The 21,732-nt window shown below is 68.7% G+C and carries 20 protein-coding genes; 9 read left to right on the top strand and 11 right to left on the bottom strand.

What is annotated here, in order from left to right; all coding sequences use genetic code 11:
• Window positions 1-6: 6 nt before the first annotated feature.
• Both AAG565_RS06140 and AAG565_RS06135 read right to left on the bottom strand, forming a co-directional pair.
• Complete coding sequence (locus AAG565_RS06140) at window positions 7-852, bottom strand: class I SAM-dependent methyltransferase (RefSeq protein ID WP_348818675.1); 846 nt, start codon at window positions 850-852, stop codon at window positions 7-9.
• A 14-nt stretch (window positions 853-866) separates the two neighbouring features.
• A complete protein-coding gene (locus AAG565_RS06135) occupies window positions 867-1,646 on the bottom strand; it encodes a glucose 1-dehydrogenase (protein WP_348818674.1) in 780 nt (259 codons plus the stop codon).
• Window positions 1,647-1,817: 171 nt separating this feature from the next.
• Between AAG565_RS06135 and AAG565_RS06130 the strand changes: the two genes are divergently transcribed.
• Together AAG565_RS06130 and AAG565_RS06125 are read left to right on the top strand one after the other, a co-directional pair.
• Window positions 1,818-4,088, top strand: a complete 2,271-nt coding sequence (locus tag AAG565_RS06130) for a TonB-dependent receptor (RefSeq protein WP_348818673.1) — start codon at window positions 1,818-1,820, stop codon at window positions 4,086-4,088.
• Between the two features lie 131 nt (window positions 4,089-4,219).
• On the top strand, window positions 4,220-4,942 hold the full coding sequence (locus AAG565_RS06125; RefSeq protein WP_348818672.1) for an OmpA family protein: 723 nt from the start codon (window positions 4,220-4,222) through the stop codon (window positions 4,940-4,942).
• Window positions 4,943-4,963: 21 nt separating this feature from the next.
• On the opposite strand, the gene rmuC is transcribed toward AAG565_RS06125, so the two are convergent.
• From rmuC to AAG565_RS06080, 9 genes are all read right to left on the bottom strand, one after another.
• Window positions 4,964-6,268: a DNA recombination protein RmuC gene (gene rmuC, locus AAG565_RS06120; protein ID WP_348818671.1), complete on the bottom strand. Its 1,305-nt coding sequence runs from the start codon at window positions 6,266-6,268 to the stop codon at window positions 4,964-4,966.
• A gap of 10 nt (window positions 6,269-6,278) precedes the next feature.
• Window positions 6,279-6,713: a type II toxin-antitoxin system VapC family toxin gene (locus tag AAG565_RS06115; RefSeq protein ID WP_348818670.1), complete on the bottom strand. Its 435-nt coding sequence runs from the start codon at window positions 6,711-6,713 to the stop codon at window positions 6,279-6,281.
• Window positions 6,710-7,003, bottom strand: coding sequence for a type II toxin-antitoxin system prevent-host-death family antitoxin (locus AAG565_RS06110; RefSeq protein ID WP_348818669.1), 294 nt, complete (start codon window positions 7,001-7,003; stop codon window positions 6,710-6,712). Before AAG565_RS06110 ends, AAG565_RS06115 begins: the two co-directional genes overlap by 4 nt.
• A gap of 65 nt (window positions 7,004-7,068) precedes the next feature.
• Entirely contained in the window at window positions 7,069-7,932 is an 864-nt protein-coding gene (locus AAG565_RS06105; protein WP_348818668.1) for an SDR family NAD(P)-dependent oxidoreductase, read from the bottom strand.
• 48 nt (window positions 7,933-7,980) lie between these two features.
• Complete coding sequence (locus AAG565_RS06100; RefSeq protein WP_348818667.1) at window positions 7,981-9,528, bottom strand: FadD3 family acyl-CoA ligase; 1,548 nt, start codon at window positions 9,526-9,528, stop codon at window positions 7,981-7,983.
• An 83-nt stretch (window positions 9,529-9,611) separates the two neighbouring features.
• Entirely contained in the window at window positions 9,612-10,394 is a 783-nt protein-coding gene (locus AAG565_RS06095) for an SDR family oxidoreductase (RefSeq protein ID WP_348818666.1), read from the bottom strand.
• Window positions 10,395-10,522: 128 nt separating this feature from the next.
• Window positions 10,523-12,229 carry an FAD-binding protein gene (locus tag AAG565_RS06090; protein WP_348818665.1) on the bottom strand — a complete coding sequence of 569 codons (1,707 nt, stop codon included), beginning with the start codon at window positions 12,227-12,229 and terminating at the stop codon, window positions 10,523-10,525.
• A gap of 87 nt (window positions 12,230-12,316) precedes the next feature.
• Window positions 12,317-13,252, bottom strand: coding sequence for a hypothetical protein (locus AAG565_RS06085; RefSeq protein ID WP_348818664.1), 936 nt, complete (start codon window positions 13,250-13,252; stop codon window positions 12,317-12,319).
• Window positions 13,253-13,327: 75 nt separating this feature from the next.
• Window positions 13,328-15,034, bottom strand: coding sequence for an FAD-binding protein (locus AAG565_RS06080; protein ID WP_348818663.1), 1,707 nt, complete (start codon window positions 15,032-15,034; stop codon window positions 13,328-13,330).
• A gap of 184 nt (window positions 15,035-15,218) precedes the next feature.
• On the opposite strand from AAG565_RS06080, the gene AAG565_RS06075 reads away from it, so the two are divergent.
• The 7 genes from AAG565_RS06075 to AAG565_RS06045 all read left to right on the top strand — a co-directional run bounded on the left by AAG565_RS06075 (window position 15,219) and on the right by AAG565_RS06045 (window position 21,688).
• A complete protein-coding gene (locus tag AAG565_RS06075) occupies window positions 15,219-16,109 on the top strand; it encodes a VOC family protein (protein ID WP_348818662.1) in 891 nt (296 codons plus the stop codon).
• Between the two features lie 136 nt (window positions 16,110-16,245).
• Entirely contained in the window at window positions 16,246-17,142 is an 897-nt protein-coding gene (locus tag AAG565_RS06070) for a CoA-transferase (RefSeq protein WP_348818661.1), read from the top strand.
• A 2-nt stretch (window positions 17,143-17,144) separates the two neighbouring features.
• Window positions 17,145-17,954 carry a ketoacid CoA transferase gene (locus tag AAG565_RS06065; protein WP_348818660.1) on the top strand — a complete coding sequence of 270 codons (810 nt, stop codon included), beginning with the start codon at window positions 17,145-17,147 and terminating at the stop codon, window positions 17,952-17,954.
• Between the two features lie 100 nt (window positions 17,955-18,054).
• Window positions 18,055-18,480, top strand: a complete 426-nt coding sequence (locus AAG565_RS06060) for a zinc ribbon domain-containing protein (RefSeq protein WP_348818659.1) — start codon at window positions 18,055-18,057, stop codon at window positions 18,478-18,480.
• Between the two features lie 136 nt (window positions 18,481-18,616).
• Window positions 18,617-19,804, top strand: coding sequence for a lipid-transfer protein (locus AAG565_RS06055; protein ID WP_348818658.1), 1,188 nt, complete (start codon window positions 18,617-18,619; stop codon window positions 19,802-19,804).
• 55 nt (window positions 19,805-19,859) lie between these two features.
• Entirely contained in the window at window positions 19,860-20,939 is a 1,080-nt protein-coding gene (locus AAG565_RS06050; RefSeq protein WP_348818657.1) for a nitronate monooxygenase, read from the top strand.
• Entirely contained in the window at window positions 20,936-21,688 is a 753-nt protein-coding gene (locus AAG565_RS06045) for an enoyl-CoA hydratase family protein (RefSeq protein WP_348818656.1), read from the top strand. Before AAG565_RS06050 ends, AAG565_RS06045 begins: the two co-directional genes overlap by 4 nt.
• The last annotated feature ends 44 nt before the right edge of the window (window positions 21,689-21,732 follow it).

Below are 21,732 nucleotides of genomic sequence, written 5' to 3'. Positions count from 1 at the left end.
CGCTTCTCAGGTCCGCGCGGCGAGCACGCAGACGCGATCGCCGCCCTTCGTGCGCGCGATCTCGCGCGTCGCGTCGAGGTCCTGCGTCCGGTACACCTGCGCTTCGCGGAATCCGGCCTGCGCCATCTTCGCGCAGGCATCGCCGGCATCGGCGAAGTGCACGTGCATGCGGCCGCGCACGAAGACCTGCAGGATCGCGCCGAAGGCGAGCATGCCGACATTGCGATTGTCGGACACGAAATAGGCGTCGGTCAGGTACAGCCCGTTCGGGAACTGCTTGAGCACGCGTGCAATGCGCCGCCACACGGCGCGCGCGGTACCGGGATCGAGATAGTTCATCAGACCTTCGGTGATGATCGCCGTACCCCGTTCCGGATCGAGCGTGCGCGACACGGCGGCCAGCGAGCGCGATCCCTTGTCGGCCAGCGCGTCGAGTTCGAGCACGCGATGGCGCTCACCGAGAAAACCGGCACGCTCCAGCAGCGTGCGCTTGGTCGCCGCCATCGCCGGCAGGTCGGTCTCGATGTAGGTGATGCGATCGCCGTAGCGCTGGCGCATGCGCCAGCCGCGGGCCGACAGGCCGGCGGCGATCTCGATCACCTGCGCGACCTGGCCGGCGTCGATCGCCTGCGCGAGCACCGCGTCGATGCCCTTGTGGCGCGCCAGCATCATCGCGTCCAGCGACACGCCGCTCAGGCGCTGCGTCAGCCTGGTCAGCAGGCCGAAGGCGCGGTCCAGGCGTTCGCCCTGCGGCGTGACGAAGGCCGGGTGCGACAGCCCGTGACGCACCCACATCTGGCCGGTGGCGTAGGCCGTGGGGCTGATGCGCTCGCTCGCTGGCTTGTCGCTCATGGCGCGGCGCGGGGTCAGACGCCCGGTGCGCCGGGGAAGCCGACGTAGTACTGGCCGGTGAGCATGCCGCCATCGACGGCGATCTCGGCGCCGCACAGGTAGGACGATTCGTCGCTGGCCAGGAACAGGTTGGTGTAGGCGACCTCGGACGGGTCGCCGACGCGCTGCAGCGGCACCATCGCATAGCGCTTGTTCACCTCGGCCTTGGGTTCGGCGTAGGGATTGCCCATCGCCGTGTCGATGCCGCCCGGATGCACCGAGTTCACGCGCACGCCCTTGTGGCCGAACTCCATCGCCGCGACCTTGGTGAAGCCGCGCACCGCCCACTTGCTCGCGCTGTAGGCGCCCAGGCCGTTCGCGGCCTTCATGCCGTCGGCCGACGAGATGTTGATGATCGAACCGCGGCCGCGCCGGATCATCTGCGCACCGACCAGCTTGGTGCCGAGGAAGCAGCCGACCAGGTTGATGCCGACGACGCGCTCGAACTCGGCCTTGTCCGTCTCGGCGATGGTCTTGAACAGCAGCACGCCGGCATTGTTGACGAGCACGTCGATCGGGCCATAGGCCTGGTTCGTGAAGTCGATCAGCAGGCGCCAGCCGCTCTCGTCGGTGACGTCGTGATGGACGAAGCGGGCGGCCGGGCCCAGCTCGGCGGCGAGCTTCGCGCCGTCGTCGTCGAGCACGTCGGCGATCACGACCTTCGCGCCTTCCGCGACGAACAGCCGCACCGTCGCCGCGCCCATGCCGCGCGCGCCGCCGGTGACGATGGCGACCTTGTCCTTGAGCCGGTTCATGTGATCCCCCGAACGTTGATGAAGCCGGGCCATCATGCCGCCGCGCGTCGTGGCCGGGTCTCGTCCTTACGGGTGATGTCGGCCCGCGCACGACGGAGTCCGATACGGAACCGCCGTCCGCCGGGGTGATGAGCGGCGCGGAACCCTCAGGGACCACACAGGAGTCGAAACGTGCGAAAGGAGAACATGCGCCGTTACGCGGCGCTGCTGCCGCTGCTGGCCGCGCTGCCGGCGATGGCGCAGGAAGCGGACAAGGCCGAACCGTCCACGGCGCTGGGCGACATCGAGGTGACCGCGCAGCGCAAGGTCGAGAAACTGCAGGACGTTCCGCTGGCTGTCACCGCTCTGCCCGAGGCGGAACTGGATGCGCGCGGCATCGACGACATCGGCGACCTCAACGCGCTTGCACCGGGCCTGCAGATCAGCAAGACGCCGTCGAACACGACGATCTCGCAGATCACCATCCGCGGTGTCAGCCAGATCAACCCGGCGATCTACTGGGATCCGGCGGTCGGCGTCTATGTCGATGGGGTTTACATCGGCAAGGCGCAGGGTTCGATCTTCAATCTGGTCGATCTGACGCGCGTCGAAGTGCTGCGCGGCCCGCAGGGCACGCTGTACGGGCGCAACACCCTGGCCGGCGCGATCAACCTGATCACGCGCGCGCCGACCGGCGAGTTCGGCGGCAGCGCCAGCCTGGAGATCGGCAACTACGATGCCCTCGTGCAACGCGCGTCGGTCGATCTGCCCAAGCTCGGCATCGCCAGCATTTCCGTCGGCGCGCGCAGCGAACAGCGCGACGGCTGGATCGACACCACGTCGGACAGCTCCACGCCCGAACTCAACAATCGCAGTAACCACGGCGTGCGCATCGCCGCCGACCTGGATTTCGCACCGAGTGTGCGCGGCGAGTACCGCTTCGACCAGTCGCGTGTCGATCAGACCAACAACTTCGATCAGCTGTACCGCATCGAGATTCCGTTCCTGCAGCCGTTCGCGTCGCGCCAGCGCAAGGAAAGCGCTTCGGTCGATGCCCCCTCGTTCGAGCGCTCGAAGGTGCAGGGTCATTCGTTCACGCTGAGCTGGGATCTCGCCGGCGGCCACACCCTCAAGTCGATCAGCGGCTACCGCCGCCTCGAATGGGACGATTCGCTCGATCTCGACGGATCGCCGCTGCCGGTGGTGTGGACACAGCGCTTCACCGACTACAAGCAGTTCTCGGAAGACCTGCAGCTGCTCGGCGGAGCCGGGCCGCTGAGCTACGTCGCCGGCATCTACTACTTCGGCGACGACGGCGACACCAACAATCCGCAGAACTTCTTCCAGCTCGATCCGGACAACGACGTTTATTTCGATTCGCGCTACGGCACCCAGACCTCGGCCTGGGCCGGCTACGGGCAGGTGGACTACAAGCCGATCGATCCGCTGACGCTGAGCGCCGGCGTGCGCTACACGCGCGAGAAGAAGCAGCTCGACCGCGCCTTCGGTCTGCGCGCCGATCCCGGCGACCCGTACTTCTATCTGATCCCGCAGGGCACGAACGCGCAGGACACGTTCGATGCGACCACACCGATGGCGTCCGTGGCCTGGCGCTTCAACGAGCAGGTCAACGTCTATTTCCGCTACGCGGAGGGCTTCAAGAGCGGCGGCTTCAACGGCGAGTACAGCGAGCTTCCGACCGGCGACGAGACACCCGAGGAGTTCGGCGCGCTGATCGCGCGCAACATCGCCGAGACCAAGACGCCGTACAGGCCGGAGAAGCAGCAGTCCTTCGAGCTGGGTGCGAAGACCAACTTCGCATCCGGCAAGGTCCTCCTCAACGCAGCGCTGTTCCACAACAAGCTCAAGGACTTCCAGGCGTCGATCTTCCTGGGCACCGGCGCGGCGGCGACGGTCGTGCGCAACGCCGGCAAGGCGACGATCCAGGGCGTCGAACTGGAAGCCGCGTTCATTCCGTTCGACGGCACGCAGCTGCGCCTGAACTATGCATACCTCGACCCCGAGTACGACGAGTTCACCGATGCGGGCATCAATGTCGCCTCCAACCGCGCCTTCGTGCACGCGCCGAAGAACAGTTTCAACGCGGTGATCGACAGCGAACTGCTGCGCCGCGACTGGGGCAAGCTGCGCGCGGTCGCGGATTACGTCTGGACCGACAGCTTCTACACCTATCCGTACCAGCTGACGCCGACCAATCCGTTCCTGCAGGTCGCGCGCGACACCAAGGTCGATGCGCACGGCATCCTCAACCTGCGCCTGGCGATCGCCGACATCCCGCTGGGCGGTCGCGGCAACGGCGAGCTGGCGCTGTGGTGCCGCAATGCGCTGGACGACGACACCGCCAACAACTTCATCGACTTCGGCCCGGTGTTCGGCAGTCTCACGGTCGCCAACTTCGAGGAGCCGCGCACCTTCGGCATCACCGGCATCGTGCGCTGGTAGCCCGCCGCAGCAGACGCGCGGGGCCGGCCGCCTGGCCGGTCCCGCACTGCGGCGCGACTTGACCTGCGTCAGTGGCGGCCGGCGCGACCCTGCGTACGCTGGCGCGGTTCTTCCGCATCGGGAGGCTGGTCATGAGAACGCTGACGATCATGCTGATGCTCGCGGGCAGTCTGACCGCCTGCGTCACCCAGGAGACGCACCGCCGCACCGAGTCGGCGCTCGCCGGCTGCCAGGCCGAACGGCAGGCCGCGTCGGAGACGGCGGCAAACTGCGCCGTGCGCTCCGCGGATCTGGACGAGCGGCTGCGCGGCTGCCAGGACGCGAGCGCGGTGCTGCGCGAACAGCTCGAACTGTGCCGCGCGCGCAACGTGCAGGCGCAGGCCACGGTCAGCGAACTGGACCGCCGCGCCGCCGAACTGCGCGAGGCCCTGCAGTCCGAGATCGCCGCCAAGAACGTCGAGATCGAGCAGCTGCGCGACCGTCTGTCGCTGCGCGTGCTCGACCGCATCCTGTTCCGCAGCGGCAGCGCCGAGATCCTGCCGGAAGGCCGCGCGGTGCTCGACAAGGTCGCCGCGGCGCTGGCCGCGGGCAGCGATACCATCCGCGTCGAAGGACACACGGACCGCGTGCCGATCGGTCCGGCGCTGCAGGCCCGCTACCCGACCAACTGGGAGCTGTCCACCGCGCGCGCCAGCAGTGTCGTGCGCTACTTTCAGGATCGTCATGCCATCGCGCCGACGCGCCTCGAAGCGGTCGGCTTCTCGATGTATCGCCCGGTGACCGACGGCACGAGCGCGGAAGAACTGCAACGCAACCGGCGGGTCGAGATCGTGCTGAGCGCAAAGCCGGACTGAGCGGCGTCGCCGGGATCGTCGTCAGGCCTCGTCGTCGGGCACGTCGGCTGCGGGGCCGAGCAGGCGTTCCGCGTCGCTGGCGGGCAGTTCCTGCACGGTCTTGAGCCGGCGCGTGATCGCGCGCGTGCGCACGCCGGTCGCGTCGAGCTGGTTGGTGGCCTCGTCAAGCTTCTTGCGCACCTTGTCCAGCACCTCGCCGAACTTGCCGAACTCGGTCTTGACCGCGCCCAGGACTTCCCAGACTTCGCTCGAACGCTTTTCCAGCGCCAGCGTGCGGAAGCCCATCTGCAGGCTGTTGAGGAAGGCGAGCAGGTTGGTCGGGCCGGTCACGGTGACGCGGTGTCTGCGCTGCAGATCCTCGAACAGGCCGGGCCGGCGCAGGATCTCCGCGTACAGGCCCTCGGTCGGCACGAACAGGATGCCGAAGTCGGTCGTGTGCGGCGGCGACAGGTATTTGTCGGCGATGCTCTGCGCCTCACCGCGGATGCGCTTTTCCAGTGCGACGGCGGCCGCTTCGGCCGCGACCGGGTCGGCGCGCTCCTGCGCGTCGATCAGGCGCTCGTAGTCCTCGCGCGGGAACTTGGCGTCGATCGGCAGCCACACCGGCTCGCCATCGCCGCCGCGGCCGGGCAGGCGGATCGCGAACTCGACGCGCTCGTTGCTGCCGGGCTTGGTGGACAGGTTGGCCGCGTACTGTTCCGGCGTCAGCACCTGTTCGAGCAGCGCGGCGAGCTGCACCTCGCCGAAGATGCCGCGCGACTTGACGTTGGTCAGCACGCGCTTGAGATCGCCGACGCCGGACGCCAGGTTCTGCATCTCGCCGAGGCCCTTGTGCACCTGCTCCAGCCGATCGCTGACCAGCTTGAAGGATTCGCCGAGGCGCTTCTCCAGCGTCTCGTGCAGCTTCTCGTCCACCGTGCGACGCATCTGCTCCAGCTTCTCGCTGTTCTCCTGGCGCAGCGTCTTGAGGCCTTCCTCGACGCTGGCGCGCAGGGCGGTCGCCTGCTGGGTCTGCGTTTCGCCGAACTTCGCCAGCGCTTCCGACTGGTCCTTGCGCCCGGCGCGCGCCTCGTCGAGAAATTGCTGGAGACGCGCGCCCAGCTCGCTGCGCTGTTGTGCGGACAGCTCGGCCTGGTCACGCCGCAGCTGCGCGGATTCGTCGCGGACGACGCGCTCAATGCGATCCAGCGCCAACTGCAGCGGTGCGAGCAGCTCGGACAAGTTGTGCAGGGGCGCGAACAGGCGTGCGCCGGCAAACGTACCAATCAGGGCGCCCAGCAGCGCGCCGAGGAGCGTAACGGCGAGCATCAGCAGGGTCGTGGTCATCCGCGGAGAATCAGACGTTCAGGAAGGGCGTGTCCAGTCCGAGCACGCGCGCGGCCTTGTTCAGACGCAGATCGAAGCAGGCGAAGCTGACGGGCCGCTGTGTGTCGCGCGCCAGTGAGGCGCAGGCAGCGAGTTGCACGGCGTCGTAACCGCGAAGTGCGAAGTTGTCGGCGTAGTCGGCAGCCCGTTCGACGACCGATTGGGACACGTCCTCGACGAGGTAGTGTGGCCAGTCGTCGGCGAGTGCGCGGGCAGCCAGGGCGAGAGTCTGCCGATCCATCGGCCGTTCGCGGGCCAGGCGTGCAAAAGCCGCGTGCGCCTCCGCCCAGGCAATGCGGCAAACCGCCAGCATATCGGCCTGCGTCGCCATGTCGCGCATGGGCGGGCTGTGGGGCTCGTCGATATAGAGCTTCAGCAGCGCCGATGTGTCGCAGTAGACAATCACTGCGGGCCGCGATCCTCGATCACGATGTCGGAGAGGCTGGGGCCGCCGGGGCTTAGGCGCAGTGCCGCACCCTTGGGTTTGCCGCCGCTCCAGGTGGCTTTGCCCTCGGCGATCAGGCGGGCCACCGCCTCGTCGAGCGAGCCGGTGCCCGTGGCTTCCGGCACGCCGACCAGCCGCGCGACGACGCGGCGGTGCGACGTGATCTCCACGGGTCGGCCACGGCGCGCCTCGGCCAGATAGTGCGAAAGCCGGGCCTTCAGTTCATGAATCGGGACCTGTTTAGCGTCCATATATGACCCAAATATACTCGGAAACCCGCACAATTATGGTCATATTCAAGCGGCCCGGCAAGTTGCTACTCCACGATCGCCGGATGCGCCTGCGTCGGGCCGCCGAGCATCGGCCGGTGCGAGGGCGGCTGGCGGCCTTCGTCGGTGATGCCGTACTCCTGCGCCAGTTCGGCGCCGATCAGCACCTGCCCGGACTTGTCCATGCGCTTCGGATCGTTGTAGAGCGCGGCGAGCAGGTGGCCGGTGAACTCCGGCGTCTCGGCGATCTCCCAGAAGCCGGCGTACTTCTGTGGCTCGGCATCCATCACGCGCTTGGTGCGGTCGGTGCGCAGCATGCCCATCCAGATCGACACCGCGGCGACGTTGTGGGCCTTGAGATCCACGCCCATGTCCTTGGCGAACTTGTCCACGCCGACCTTCTGCGCGCCGTAGGCCGGGCCGTGCATGTAGCAGCTGGCGCCGAAGCTCGACGTGAACGCGATCAGGCCGTTCTTGCGCGCGACCATCAGCGGCGCCGCGTACCAGCTGGCGACATAGGCCGAGCGCAGGCCGACGTCGAGGATGTCGACCAGTTCCAGCGGCTTCTGCCAGAAGCCGCCCTTCTCGATGAGCTGGTCATGCAGGAAGGTGGCGTTGTTGACGAGGATGTCGAGGCGGCCCTGCTCCTTCTGCACGCGTTCGAACAGCGCCTTCACGTCGCCGTCCTTCGCGTGATCGACCGCGACGGCGATGCCCGTGCCGCCGGCCTTGGTGACGGCGTCCGCGGTGGCGGCGATCGTGCCGGGCAGCGCGGCGTCGCCCTCCTTGAGCGAGCGGCCGGTCACGTACACGGTCGCGCCGTGCGCGCCCAGCGCGATGGCGATGCCCTTGCCCGCGCCGCGCGATGCGCCGGTGACCACGGCGACGACACCTTTCAGATCTGCACTCATCTCGCACTCTCCCGTATCTGTTCCCCTCTCCCCTCGCGGGAGCGGGCGCTATTTCCGCAGCTTGAACTTCATCACCTTGCCCGACGGATTGGTCGGCAGGCTGGCGACGAACTCGACGAAACGCGGCACCTTGTAGTTGGCCATCTGCTCGCGGCACCAGGCGATCAGCGACTTTTCGTCCAGCGTCTGGCCGGGCCGCAGCACGACGTAGGACTTGCCGACTTCGCCCATGCGCGCGTCCGGCACGCCGATGACGGCGACCTGCGCGATCGCCGGGTGCGCGGCCATCATGCGCTCGATCTCGGCCGGATAGCAGTTGAAGCCGCCGGTGATGTACAGGTCCTTGAGGCGGTCGGTGATCCTGAGATAGCCGCGCGCATCGAGCACGCCGACGTCGCCGGTGTGCAGCCAGCCGTCCGCGTCGATCGCCTCGCGCGTCGCCGCCTCGTCGTCGAGATAACCCTGCATGACGTTGTAGCCACGCACGACGATCTCGCCGGATTCGCCGGGCGCGACGGGCCTGCCGTCGGCACCGAACACGGCGAGCTCGATGCCGGGAATCGCCTTGCCGGAGGTCAGCGCGATCGTCTCCGCGTCGTCGCCGGCATCGCACAGCGAGACCACGCCGCAGGTCTCGGTCAGGCCGTAGCCGGTCAGCACGACCTTGAAGCCGAGTTCGGCGCGGATGCGCTCGATCAGGCTCGGCGCGATCGCCGCGGCGCCGGTGATCGTCGCGCGCAGCGAGGACAGGTTCGTCGTCGCACGCGCCGGATCATTCAGCAGCGATATGAACAGCGTCGGCGGTCCCGGCAGCACCGAGATGCGGTCGCGCTCGATGCGCTGGAGGATCGCCGCGGCGTCGAACACCGCGTGCGGCAGGATCGTCAGGCCGGCGAGCAGGCCGGCGAGCCAGCCGACCTTGTAGCCGAAGGCGTGAAAGAACGGGTTGGCGATCAGGTAGCGGTCGTCTGGATTGAGGCCGACGCACTTCGACCATTCGGCGATCACGCGCAGGTTCTGCGCGTGGTTGGTGACCACGCCCTTGGGCAGGCCGGTCGTGCCCGAGGTGAACAGGATGTCCATGCGGTCGGCCGGCTGCACCGCGGCGGCGCGTTCGAGCACGTGCTCGGTCTTCTCGGCATCGGCGCGCGCCATGAACGCGCGCCAGCCCAGATCCTTCTCCATCGCTTCGCCGATGACGACGGCGTGTTGCAGCGACTTCGGCCAGTGCTGCGCGAGCAGGGTCGGGAAGTGCTGGCCGAGGAACTGCCCGGCGCAGAACAGCACGCGCGCGCCGCTCTTCTCCAGGATGTAGCCCGCCTCCTGGCCTTTCATGCGCGTGTTCACCGGCACCAGCACGCCACCGATCGAGTGGATCGCCAGACCGGCGACGATCCACTCGATGCTGTTCGGCGCCCAGATCGCGACGCGGTCGCCGTGCTTCACGCCCAGACTCAGCAGCGCGCGCGCCGCGTAGATGCGCAGCTGGTCCAGCTCCGCATACGACAGTTCCGTGCCGTCCTCGCCGACGACGGCCGTGCGCGCCGCGTGGCGGCGGACGGACTCAGCAAACGCGGCAGGAACGGTGTCGGTCATGGATCACGCTGGTTTTGAATCCCCGGGCCATGGATGGCCCGGTTTTTTACAGGACGTACATACGCGGATTGATCGCGTAGCGATCAATCCGCCCACATCAGATAGCCGTTGTCGATGCGCATCTCCGCACCGTTGATGAAGCGCGATTCGTCGGAGGCGAGGAACAGCACCAGGTTGGCGATGTCCTGCGGCTGCGCGAAGCGCGCCTGCAGCTGCTTGGGATCCTTCTCGCGGATGTAGGCCTGCGACGCGGGCACGCCGTGATCGTTCTTGTGCAGGTTGAAGACCATCGGCGTGGCGATGCCGTCCGGGTGGATCGAGTTGCAGCGGATCTTGTAGAGCTGCGCGCGGCAGTGCGCGGCGACGCTGCGCGTCAGGCCGGCGACTGCGGCCTTCGACGCGCTGTACGCGCAGAAGCCGGACACGCCGCCGATGCCGGCCATCGACGACATGTTGATGATCGATCCGCTCGGACGTTCCTTCATCGCCGCGAGACCGTACTTGCAGCCGAGGAAGTAGCCGTCGGAATTGATGCGCTGGATCTTCTGCCACAGCGCCAGCGTCGTGTCCTCGATCGTCGCCTGCGCGAGGATCGCGGCGTTGTTGACCAGCACATCGACGCCGCCAAAGACTTCCTTGGTGGTGCCGATGACCCTGACCCAGTCCTCCTCGGAGGCGATGTCGTGCTTGAGGAACAGGGCCTGCTCGGCGCCGATCTGCTGGGCGACTGCCCGGCCGGCTTCCTCGTTGACGTCGGTCAGCACGACCTTCGCGCCTTCGCGCGCGAGGAGGATCGCGTCCTCCTTGCCGACGCCGCTGGCCGCGCCGGTGACGATCGCGACCTTGTTCTGCACTCTGTTGCCCATCGTTTACTCCGAAACGCTCAAAGTCGAAGACGTCATTCCCGCGGAAGCGGGAATCCAGGCGAACGAGACATGCCGCTGGATGCCTGTCTGCGCGGGCATGACGGTGAAGGGGTGAGCCTCGTGTGGGTTCATGCCGTGTGACTCTTGCCGGCTGTCACAGCGGCCAGTTGCCGCCCGGCGCGGCGCCCCGACCATAGGCAGTCGGCCAGCGACAGACCGCTGACGTAGCGGTTCGAAGCGACGCCGACGGCATTGCGCCCTGCGGCGTAGAGGCCGGCAATCGGCTGGCCGCGCTCGTCGAGCACCGCGCCGCTGGTCTCGTCCACGCGCAGGCCGCCGAGCGTGATCGCCGGACAGGGAAAGGTCGTGCTGTTCGCCGAGATGTCGAAGGCGTAGTACGGCGCGTCCTTCAGCGGCGCGCGCATCGCATCGGCCTTGCCCAGCGGGTCCGCGCGCTGCTCGTCGATCGCGGCGTTGTAGTCCTCGACGCTGGCGCGCAGCGCATCCGCCGGCATGCCGATCTTTGTCGCCAGTGCATCCAGCGTCTTCGCGCGCGGCGCGAACAGCATCAGGAAGAAGGCCGGCACGCTCTGGAAGAACCACAGGCCGCCGAACAGGGCCTCGCGCATCGCCGTGCGGCGCAGCGCGCGGTCGAGGATCAGCCAGCCGCGGCCGCCGTGGTCCTCGCACATCTCGACGCCGAGCCTGGCGCCATAGACCTGCTCGTTGCAGAAGCGCCGGCCCTGTTGATCGACGACGATGCCCTTGGGCCAGGCGGTCGGCGGATTGATGAAGCGCCAGGCCGAGACCGTGTTCATGCGCGCGGCGACGCCGCCGACGGTCTGGCCCAGGCGGATGCCGCTGCCGTCGCAGCCGGTGGCGCCCAGGCGCATCGTCTGCGCGTACTTGGGCGCGTAGCGCGCGACCATCTCGCGGTTGAAGATGAAACCGCCGGCCGCGAGCACGACGCCACGCGCCGTGCGCACGCGCATCGGTTTGGCCTCGGCCAGTTCCAGCGCCAGCGCCTGCGCACGCAGGCGGTCGGCCCAGTTCTGCGCGATGTTGTGGACCGCTTCGGCGCGGCGCATCAGCTTCTGGTGCCGGCGCGCGGCCTCGGAGCCGGGTTCGAGCTGCCAGACCTCGGCGCCGACCACCGCGCCGTCGGCATCGACGATCAGCCGCCGCACGGCCGACTGCGCCATCACCGGGATTTCCAGCTGCGCGGCGCGTTTCCGGAGCAGCTCGAACAGCACCTTGCCGGACATCCAGCTGCCGCGCGTGCGGTGACCGCGCGGCGCCGGCGGCGCGTGTTCCGCGTAGGCGGGTACGGCTTCGTTGCCGGAGTAGTACAGATAGATGCCGTCCTTGGGATACGAGGTCTTCGGTGGCGGTTCGCTGGAGCGGAAGTCGCAGCCGATCGACTCCAGCCACTCGATCAGGCCGCGGCTGTCCTCGCAGAACCGGCGCAGGGTCGGCTCGCTGACGGCGTCGCCGGTCTCCTGGCGCAGATAGCGAAACATCGCGTCCGGCGTGTCCTCGTAACCGGCATTGCGCTGGTGCGGCGTGCCGCCGCCGGCATAGACCACGCCGCCGCTCTTGGTCGTCGCGCCGCCGCCCTCGAAGCGGTCGGCGATGACCACGTGCGCGCCGCCTTCCTTCGCGGTGATCGCCGCCGCGGCGCCGGCGGCACCGAAGCCGACGACCAGCACGTCGCAGCGCGCGTCCCAGCGGGCCTTCTCGGCGTCGTCCACGCGCAGCGGCGGGTCCACCGGCAGCACGCCGTCGGTCACGGGTGCGGATCGGTGCAACGCGAGTTCGGCGGCGGATGCGGACATGGACGGACGCGGCGGCGGGAATGCTGCTCGATTATTTGTATCGGCTTCGCAAATGCTTCGTCCGTCTTGATTAGAGCGGGCGATGCCTCAGCGGGCGGCGTCGGTCAGGCCGCAGGCGCCCTCGAAGTAGTCGATGTACCAGCGTGCCGTTTCGAGATCGAAGCGGACCGCCTCGCCGGCGAACACGTCGGCGATGTCGAGCGCAGGCGCGGCCAGCAGCGGCACCAGCGCGGCGGCGTCGAGCCCGGCGAGCGCACCGACGTGGCCGGCCTCGGCGCGGCGCAGCACCGTGACGCGGGCGATGCCGTCGCCGCCGGCATAGCGGATCGTGCGCTGGGTGCCGCCGGCGCCGTCCCAGTCCGGCGATCGCGGCTGGCCGCGCGCATCGTGGAAGCTCAGCGTCGCCTGCAACCCGCCGCCGCGCGCGCAGCGCACGACCAGCCGGTAACGGGCGCCGCCCGCGGCGCGGGCCGAGCAGGCCAGCAGATGCGCCTGCGTGCGGCCGTACCAGTTCATCTCCGTGTCGGCCGCGCAGACCGTGGGAATGTCGTCGAGCGCCGCCGCCGGGACGCGGTTGAGGCGATGCCAGGCCGACCAGCTGGCGACGACGACCAGGAGCGCTGTCGCGACCAGCAGGGCGCGCAGCAGCGCCCGGCCGCGCGGCGTGAACTCGTCGCTCTCCTGAAGGGGCGCCTGCGGCGTCGGCGTGGGGGACTGCGCGGCTTCGGGCGCCTTGTGCGGCATCGCCGGGCTGGCCATCATCGCGGCGACATCGGGCGCGACTTCGGCGTCCTCGGCGATGTCGCATTCCAGGCCATGCGCGTAGAGCGCCATCACCAGGCGCTTGGCCGCGTCGAGCGGTTCGCCGTGGATCAGCAGCACGCGGCGGTGATCGAGGAAGTGTCCGAGCCGCTCGTCGTCCGCGTGCGGGAACAGGCGGCGCAGCAGCGCCATGCGCGATTCCGCACCGGCTTCATTGAGCCAGATGCCGGTGAAGTACACGGAATACGTGGGCTCGGGCATCACGGCTCCTGCGGGTGCGCATTCGGCGCGGCGGCTTCATCATCGCGCACGCCTGCGGCTGCTGCCAGCCGTCACTCAGCCCACCGCGAGGTGCCGGGCGACGCGCCGGCCGGAGAACACGCAGTCCGCGTAGGACAGGCCGCTGACGTAGATGTTCGAGCACAGGCCGATCGCGTTGCGGCCGGCAGCATAGAGCCCGGCGATCGGCGCGCCGGATTCGTCCAGCACCTGCCCGCTGGATTCATCGACCCGCAGGCCGCCGACGGTCATCGTCGCCATCGGCAGCAGCCTGCTGTCGATCGAGGCGTCGATCGCGTAGTACGGCCCATCGCCGATCGACGCCATCTCGTCGGCGCGCTTCTCGAAGGCATCGACGATCTCGCCGCGCGCAGCGCGGTTGTAGGTCTCCACCGTTGTGCGCAGCGTCGGCGCGTCGAAGCCGATCTTGGCCGCGAGCGCATCCAGCGTCGGCGCCTTGACCGCGTTGAACAGCAGGTTGAGCACGGCGACGTCACGCTGGAACGGCACGATCCGCGGGTCGCGCGCCTGCGCGAAGGCGTCGGCGCGCAGCTTCGCGTCGAGCAGGATCCAGGCCTTGCCGTCCTGCTTCTCGACGATGGCGTCGCCCAGCGAGGCGCCGTACAGGGTTTCGTTGACGAAGCGCTCGCCGCGGCGGTTGACCAGCAGGCCCTGCGCCCAGGCCTTGGGCGGATTGATGAAGCGCCAGGCGCTGATGCGTTCCATCAGGCCCAGCGCGCCGCCGGCGGACGCGCCGAGCACGATGCCGGCGCCCATGTCGCCGAGCGTGCCGTTGGGCAGGCCGGCGACGTACTTCGGTGCGTAGTGCCGCACCATCGCCGGGTTCATGATGAAGCCGCCGGCCGACAGCAGCACGCCGCGGCGCGCGCGGATCCAGCGCGACCGGCGGTGATCGCGTTCGATGCGCTGCGCACGCTGCAGGTACCAGCGGCCGACCGCGTAGGTCAGCGACGACAGCGGAAAGCTCGGCGGCAGCGCCGCGATCCAGGTCGCCGCGCGTGTGATGAAATGCCCGAAGCGCTGCGCCTCGCGGCTGCCGGCCGGGATCTGCAGCACGCGCACGCCGACGATGCGGCCGTTTGCATCGACGGCCAGCTGTCGCGCCTCCGCGTACTTGTGGAAGCGCAGCCCGCGCTCGAGCGCCGATTCGCGCAGCGGGTCGTAGATCGCACCGCCCAGGCCCCAGGCCTTCTTGCCGTTCGTCGTGTAACCGCGATGGCCACGCGCCGCGGGTTTCGCGTGCTTCGCGTAGGGCGCGGCGAGCGAGCTGTCCGGGTGGTAGAGGAAGCAGTCCAGCGGCGGATACGAGGTCTTCTCCTTCCACACCTTGCTGTTGAGCTTCGCGCCGTGTTCGAGCAGCCAGTCCACCGTCTCGACGCTTTCCTCGCAGAACCGGCGCAGTGTCGCATCGGACACGACGTCGCCGACTTCGAGCTTCATGTACTTGTACATCTCCTCGACGCTGTCGTCCTCGCCGGCCTCGCGCTGGATGCGCGTGCCGCCGCCGGCGTAGAACACGCCGCCGTTGGCGCGCGTCGAACCGCCGCCGTCGTGGCGATCGACCGCGACCACCTCCAGCCCGCGCTCGACGGCTTCGAGTGCCGCCGCGACCCCGGCGCCGCCGAGGCCGACGACGACCAGGTCCGCGGATTCGGACCAGTCGAAACGCTCGACATCCGCGACGCGCTGCGGCGGCTCGATGTCCAGTCCCCACTGCTGCCAGTCGCGCGCTTGCAGGCCCATGTGCTCCCCCCGTCGTCTGCGTCGGCGAGAGGCAAGCTTCGGGGTTGGGTTCCAGATACGGCATCCCCTATGCGGACGAGGGATGCAGCGTGAGCGGCGAACGTCGCTCACCCGGACGGATGAAGATGCTGGAAGGGGGGCTCCGGATAATCCGCACCGTCACTCCCAACCCCGGGCACTCCTCATGAAAATCCAGGCGCTGGCCTATGTGGTCGCCGAATCCACCGACGTCGCCCGCTGGAAGCAGTACGCCGAGCAGGTACTGGGCGCGGCGACCGCCCTGGCGGCCGGCGGCGCGCTCCACGTCAAGCTCGACGAGCGTGCGCAGCGCATGATCGCGGTGCCCGGCGCGGCCGATCGCTACCTCGCGTCCGGATGGGAAGTCGCCGACGCGCAGGCCTACGCCGACACCGTCGCGGCGCTGAAGAAGGCGGGCGTCGAGGTGCAGGACGGCAGCGAGGCGGAGCGCAGGCTGCGCGGCTTCGAGAAGATGGCGGTGTTCACCGATCCGTCCGGCAACCGCCACGAGCTGGTGCAGGGTTATGTCGGCGGGATCGCGCCGTTCAAGTCGCCTATCGGCGTGCAGGGTTTCAAGACCGGCGCGCAGGGCATGGGCCACACGGTGCTGCCGGCGGCGCAGAACTTCGACGCGACGCTCAAGCTGTTCCGCGACGTGCTCGGCTTCGGCCTGTCGGACGTCTTCAACTTCCAGCCGGGTCCGGACGCGCCGGTGATCCGCATCTACTTCCTGCACGCGGCGAGCGGGCGCCACCACAGCCTCGCGCTCGCCGAGATGCCGAATCCGGCCGGCTGCGTGCACATCATGGTCGAGGTCAACTCGATGACCGACGTCGGCCTCGCGCACGACCGCCGCGTCAAGCACGGCGTCAAGCTGATGGCGACGCTGGGCGAGCACGAGAACGACCGCATGACCTCGTTCTACATGCTCACGCCCGGCAATTTCGCGCTCGAGTACGGCTGGGGCGGCATCAGCGTCGATCCGCAGACCTGGAAGACCACCGAGACCAAACAGGTCTCGATCTGGGGCCACGACTTCTCGGTCGGCTTCCAATGATCGCGCCGTCCATCATCGTCATTCCCGCGCAAGCGGGAATCCAGTGCGGCGGAGCGCGCGCTGCGCTGGCTGTGGATGTCCGCCTTCGCGGGCATGACGGCGCTCACTCGCCGTCAGTCACGAGCGGCAAGCAGGCATGACATTCAATAAACAGATGACCGCCGCCGACGTCGTCGCGCAGCTGCGCGACGGCATGACCATCGGCATCGGCGGCTGGGGCCCGCGGCGCAAGCCGATGGCACTCGTGCGCGAGATCCTGCGTTCCCCGCTCAAGGACCTGACGATCGTCGGCTACGGCGGCACCGACATGGGCATGCTGTGCGCGGCCGGCAAGGTCAGGAAGCTGATCTACGCCTTCGTGTCGCTCGATTTCATTCCGCTGGAGCCGTTCTTCCGCAAGGCGCGCGAGGCCGGCAGCATCCAGGGCACCGAGCTCGACGAGGGCCTGCTGCACTGGGGTCTGCGCGCGGCGGCGATGCGCATCCCGTTCCTGCCCACGCGCGTCGGTCTGGCGACCGACCAGCTCGGCAAGGTTTTCCCGGACCTGCGCACGGTGAAGTCGCCCTACGACGACGGTGAAGTCTTGCTGGCGATGCCGGCGATCCCGCTCGACGTCGCGCTGCTGCACGTGCACAGCGCCGACCGGCTCGGCAACCTGCGCCTGTACGCGCCGGACCCGTTCTTCGACGAGCTGTTCGCACGCGCGGCGCAAGCCTGCTACGTCAGCTGCGAGATGTTGGCCGACCGCATCGCCAGCGACGAGGTCGATGCGCGCTTCAATCTGGTCGAGCGCAACCTCGTCAACGGTGTCGTGCACATACCGGGCGGCGCGCACCCGACGTCGAACGTGGACCTGCGTGGTGGCGGCTACGGCTGGGACGCCGCGCACCTGAAGCGCTACTGCGACGCGGCCGAGGCCGAGAACGGCTGGGCGCAGTATGCAGAGGAATTCCTGTCCGGCGACGAAGCGGCGTACCAGAAGGCGGTCGGCGGACTCGACAAGATCGTGGCGCTGCCGCGGCAGGTGTTCTGATCATGAGCACGACCCAAGCAAGCAACGACTTCACGCTGGCCGAACTGCTGATCTGCGCCTGCGCCGAGGTCTGGCGCGGCGACGGCGAGGTGCTGGCCACCGGCATCGGCATCATCCCGCGCCTCGCGCAGGGTCTGGCCAAGCTCACGCACAACCCGGCGCTGATGATCACCGACGGCGAGGCCTACCTGACCGAGGAGCCGGTGGCGCTCGGCGCCAAGAATCACGAAGGCCGCGCGTATGCCGGCTGGATGCCGTATTCGCGCGTGTTCGACAACGTCTGGGGCGGTCGCCGCCATGCGCTGGTCGGCCCGGTGCAGGTCGATCGCTGGGGCCAGGCCAACATCTCCTGCATCGGCGACTTCGCCAGACCCAAGCGCCAGCTGCTCGGCCTGCGCGGCTTCCCCGGCAACAGCATCAATCACACGAACTCGTTCTTCGTGCCCAATCACGGGCCGCGCGTGTTCGTCGACAAGGAAGTGGACGTGGTCTGCTCGGTCGGCTACCGCAAGGAGCGCTGGCCGGAAGGCGTGAAGAACGACTACATGCGCATTCACCACATCATCACCGATCTGTGCGTGATGGACTTCGGTGGTCCCGACCATGCGATCCGCGTGGTCAGCGTGCATCCGGGCGTGAGCTTCGAGGAGGTGCAGTCCGCCACCGGCTTCCCCTTGCTGAAGGCGCCGGAGCTGCGCGAGACCGCGCACCCGACTGCAGAGCAGCTGGCGATCATCCGCCGGCTGGATCCCAAGGACCTGCGCGCCAAGCAGATCAAGGACAACCCGCCGGGCATCCGGAGCCGGTCGTGATGGCGATGCATCTCCAGTCCTCGTCATCCCCGCGCAGGCGGGGATCCAGCGCCGTTGGGCGCAACTGGATTCCCGCGTTCGCGGGAATGACGGTGCTCTGATGGACCACCCTACCGTCATGCAACCCGCGCTGCCGGGCTGGTTCACGCTGGACCTCGTCCGCCCGCAGCTGCTGGGCACGCGCTGCACGTCCTGCGGCACCTATTACTTCCCCCGGCAGACCACTTTCTGTCGCAACCCGGATTGCGCCGGCGAGACCTTCGAGGAAGTGCCGCTGTCGCGCACTGGCACGCTGTGGTCGTACACCAATGCCGCCTACGCGCCACCCGAGCCGTACATCGCGAAAGAACCCTACGAACCGTTCGGCATCGCCGCGGTGGAGCTGGAACGCGAGCGCATGATCGTGCTCGGCCAGCTGGCACGCGGCGTGGATCTGGCGACGCTTACGGTCGGCCAGCGCATGGAGCTGGCGCTCGAGCCGCTCGACGACGGCAAGTACACGTGGAAATGGAAGCCGATCGCATGAGCAAGGACATCGCCATCCTCGGCGTCGGCATGCACGCGGACGAACATGCGGCTGCAGGCCGCGCTTCTGCCCCTCGCCCGTGTAAGGGAGAGGGGAGGGTCGCCGACGGAGTCGGTGGCGGGGTGAGGGCGGATGCATGAGCACGACACGTGACATTGCGGTGCTCGGTGTGGGCATGCATCCGTGGGGCAAGTGGGGCCGGAACTTCGTCGAATACGGCGTGAAAGCCGCGCGCGACGCGCTCGCCGACGCCGGCGTGCGCTGGCGCGACGTGCAGTTCGTGTCCGGCGCCGCGACCATCCGCAATGGCTATCCCGGCCAGGTCGCCGGCGCGACCTTCGCGCAGGCGCTGGGCTGGCAGGGTGCGCAGGTCAACACGTCCTACGCCGCCTGCGCGTCGGGTTCGCAGGCGCTCGCGGCGGCGCGTTCGAAGATCCTCTCCGGCGAGTGCGAGGTCGCGCTCGTCGTCGGCGCCGACACCACGCCCAAGGGCTTCCTCAAGCCGCAGCCCGGCGACCGCCCGGACGATCCGGACTGGGTGCGCTTCCGCATCGGCATCACCAATCCGACCTATTTCGCGCTGTACGCGCGCCGGCGCATGGCGCTGTACGGCGACACGCCGGACGACTTCGCGCGGGTCAAGATCAAGAACGCAGAGCACGGTGCCGAGAATCCGAATGCGCGCTACCGCAAGAAGTTCAGCGCCGCCGACGTCGCCGCCTCGCCGATGGTCGCCGACCCGCTGCGGCTGATGGACATCTGCGCAACCTCGGACGGCGGCGCGGCGATCGTCGTCTCCAGCCTCACGTACGCGAAGAAGATCGGCAAGGGCAACGCGCCGCGCATCCGCGCGATCTCGACGGTGACGCCGACCTTCGCGTCGGCGCTGGTCGAGATGCCGGACATCGCCACCGACTCCGCGGTCGCCGCGCCGCCGCAGTCGTTCCGCGCCGCGCTGCCGAAGAAGGCCTACGAGGAAGCCGCGGTCGATCCGAAGGACGTGAGCGTTGCCGAGGTCTATGACCTGTCCACCGCGCTGGAACTGGACTGGATCGAGGACCTGCAGCTGTGCGCGCGCGGCGAAGCCGCGAGCCTGCTGCGCAGTGGCGCGACGAAGGTTGGCGGACGCATCCCGGTGAATCCGTCCGGCGGCCTGGCGTGCTTCGGCGAGGCGGTGCCGGCACAGGCGCTGGCACAGGTCTGCGAGCTGACCTGGCAGCTGCGCGGCCAGGCCGGCAGCCGCCAGGTCGCGAACGCGAAGGTCGGCATCACCGCCAACCAGGGCCTGTTCGGTCACGGCTCGTCGGTGATCGTCACGTGCTAGACCTCGGCGCCGGAATGTCCCGAGCAACGTCGTCCGCGCTCGCCGGGAGGGGTGCATGAGCCTGCACACCGAACTGACGCGCCTGCTCGGCTGCCGCTACCCGATCGTGCAGACCGCGATGGGCTGGGTGGCGGATGCGAAGCTCGTCGCCGCGACGTCGAACGCCGGGGCGTTTGGCTTCCTCGCCGCCGCGACGATGTCCACCGCGCAGCTGGAGCAGGCGATCGCCGACCTGCGCGCCGCGACGACAGCGAACTTCGGCGTGAATTTCCACATGTTCCAGCCGAACGCGCAGGACGTCATCGAGCTGTGCCTGAAGAACAGGGACCGCGTGCGCGCCGTGTCCTACGGCCGCGGCCCGGACGCGAAGACGATCAGGCGCTTCAAGGACGCCGGCATCCTGTGCATGCCGACCGTCGGCGCGCTCAAGCATGCGCTCAAGGCGGTCGAGCTGGGCGCCGACATCATCACCGTGCAGGGCGCGGAGGGCGGCGGTCACACCGGCTCGGTGCCGACCACGCTGCTGCTGCCGCAGGTGCTGGACGCGGTGAAGGTGCCGGTCGTCGCCGCCGGTGGTTTCCACAGTGGACGCGGCCTCGCCGGTGCGCTGGCCTTCGGCGCCGCCGGCATCGCGATGGGCACGCGCTTCCTGATGACCGCCGAATCGCCGGTGCCGAGGGCCACGCTGCAGAAGTACATCGACGTGAAGGAGCCGGCGCAGATCCGCGCGTCCACCGCGGTCGATGGCATGCCGCAGCGCATGATCGACAATCCCTTCCTGCTCAGGCTGGAGAGCGGGGGCCTGGTGCATCGCCTGTTCGTCGCGCTGAGCAGCGCGTGGAAGTGGCGCGCGCACACCGGCATGTCGATCGGCCACATGGTCAAGACCTTCTTCGCCGCGCTGCGCGAAGGAGATTCGGCGATCCAGACGATGATGGCCGCGAACGCCCCCGTGCTGATCCAGCGCGCGATGGTCGAAGGCAAGCCCGACGAGGGCGTGCTGCCGTCCGGCCAGGTCGCCGCGGTGATCGGTACGCTGCCCAGCGTCAAGGATCTCATCGACGGGATCGTCAACGAGGCGGAAGCGCGCCTTGCGGCGCTCGCCCCCTGTATCTCACTGGACACGACGGCATGAGCAAAGGATTCACGACCACCATCGCCGACGGCATCGCCGAGCTGGTGATCGACCGCCCCCCGGTCAACGCGCTCGACGACGCCGGCTGGCATGCGCTCGCCGACGAGATCGAGCGTCTCGGCCGTGACCCGGCCGCGCGCGTGATCGTGCTGCGTGCCGAGGGCCGTGGTTTCTGCGCCGGTGTGGATATCAAGGAACTCGACAAGCACCCGGAGAAGATCGTCTCGGTCAACGCCGGCAACTACCGCAGCTTCAAGGCGGTGCATCGCAACCCGCTGCCAGTGATCGTCGCGGTGCATGGCTTCGTGCTCGGCGGCGGCATCGGTCTCGCCGGTGCGGCGGACGTCGTCGTCGCCGCCGAGGACGCGAGCTTCGGCGTGCCCGAGGTCGATCGCGGCGCGATGGGCGGCGGCGCGCACCTGCAGCGCCTGTTCCCGGTGCAGAAGGTGCGCATGATGTATTTCACCGGCGAGCCGATCACCGCGGCCGAGGCCCATCGCCTCGGCGCCATTGAAACCGTGGTTCCGCGCGCGCAGCTGCGCGACGCGGCACTGGCCATCGCGCGCAAGATCGCGGCGAAGAGTCCGGCGATGATCCGGCTGGCCAAGGAATCGCTCAACGGCATCGAGGACGGCAACCTCGAGGACAAGTACCGCTGGGAGCAGGGCTTCACGCTGCAGGCCTACTCGGAGAAGGACTCCGCCGAAACGCGCCGCGCGTTCGTAGAAAAGCGCGACGCAAAGTTCTGAAAGTTTGCGTGCACGACATGAGACCGCTGAGCGTATCCCGGTGC

Origin of the sequence: Fontimonas sp. SYSU GA230001 (assembly GCF_040066175.1) — a bacterium.
In the GTDB taxonomy this organism is placed as follows: domain Bacteria; phylum Pseudomonadota; class Gammaproteobacteria; order Nevskiales; family Nevskiaceae; genus Solimonas.
The sequence above is the reverse complement of the archived record's forward strand: the minus strand, read 5'-3'. Positions and strand labels throughout refer to the sequence as shown.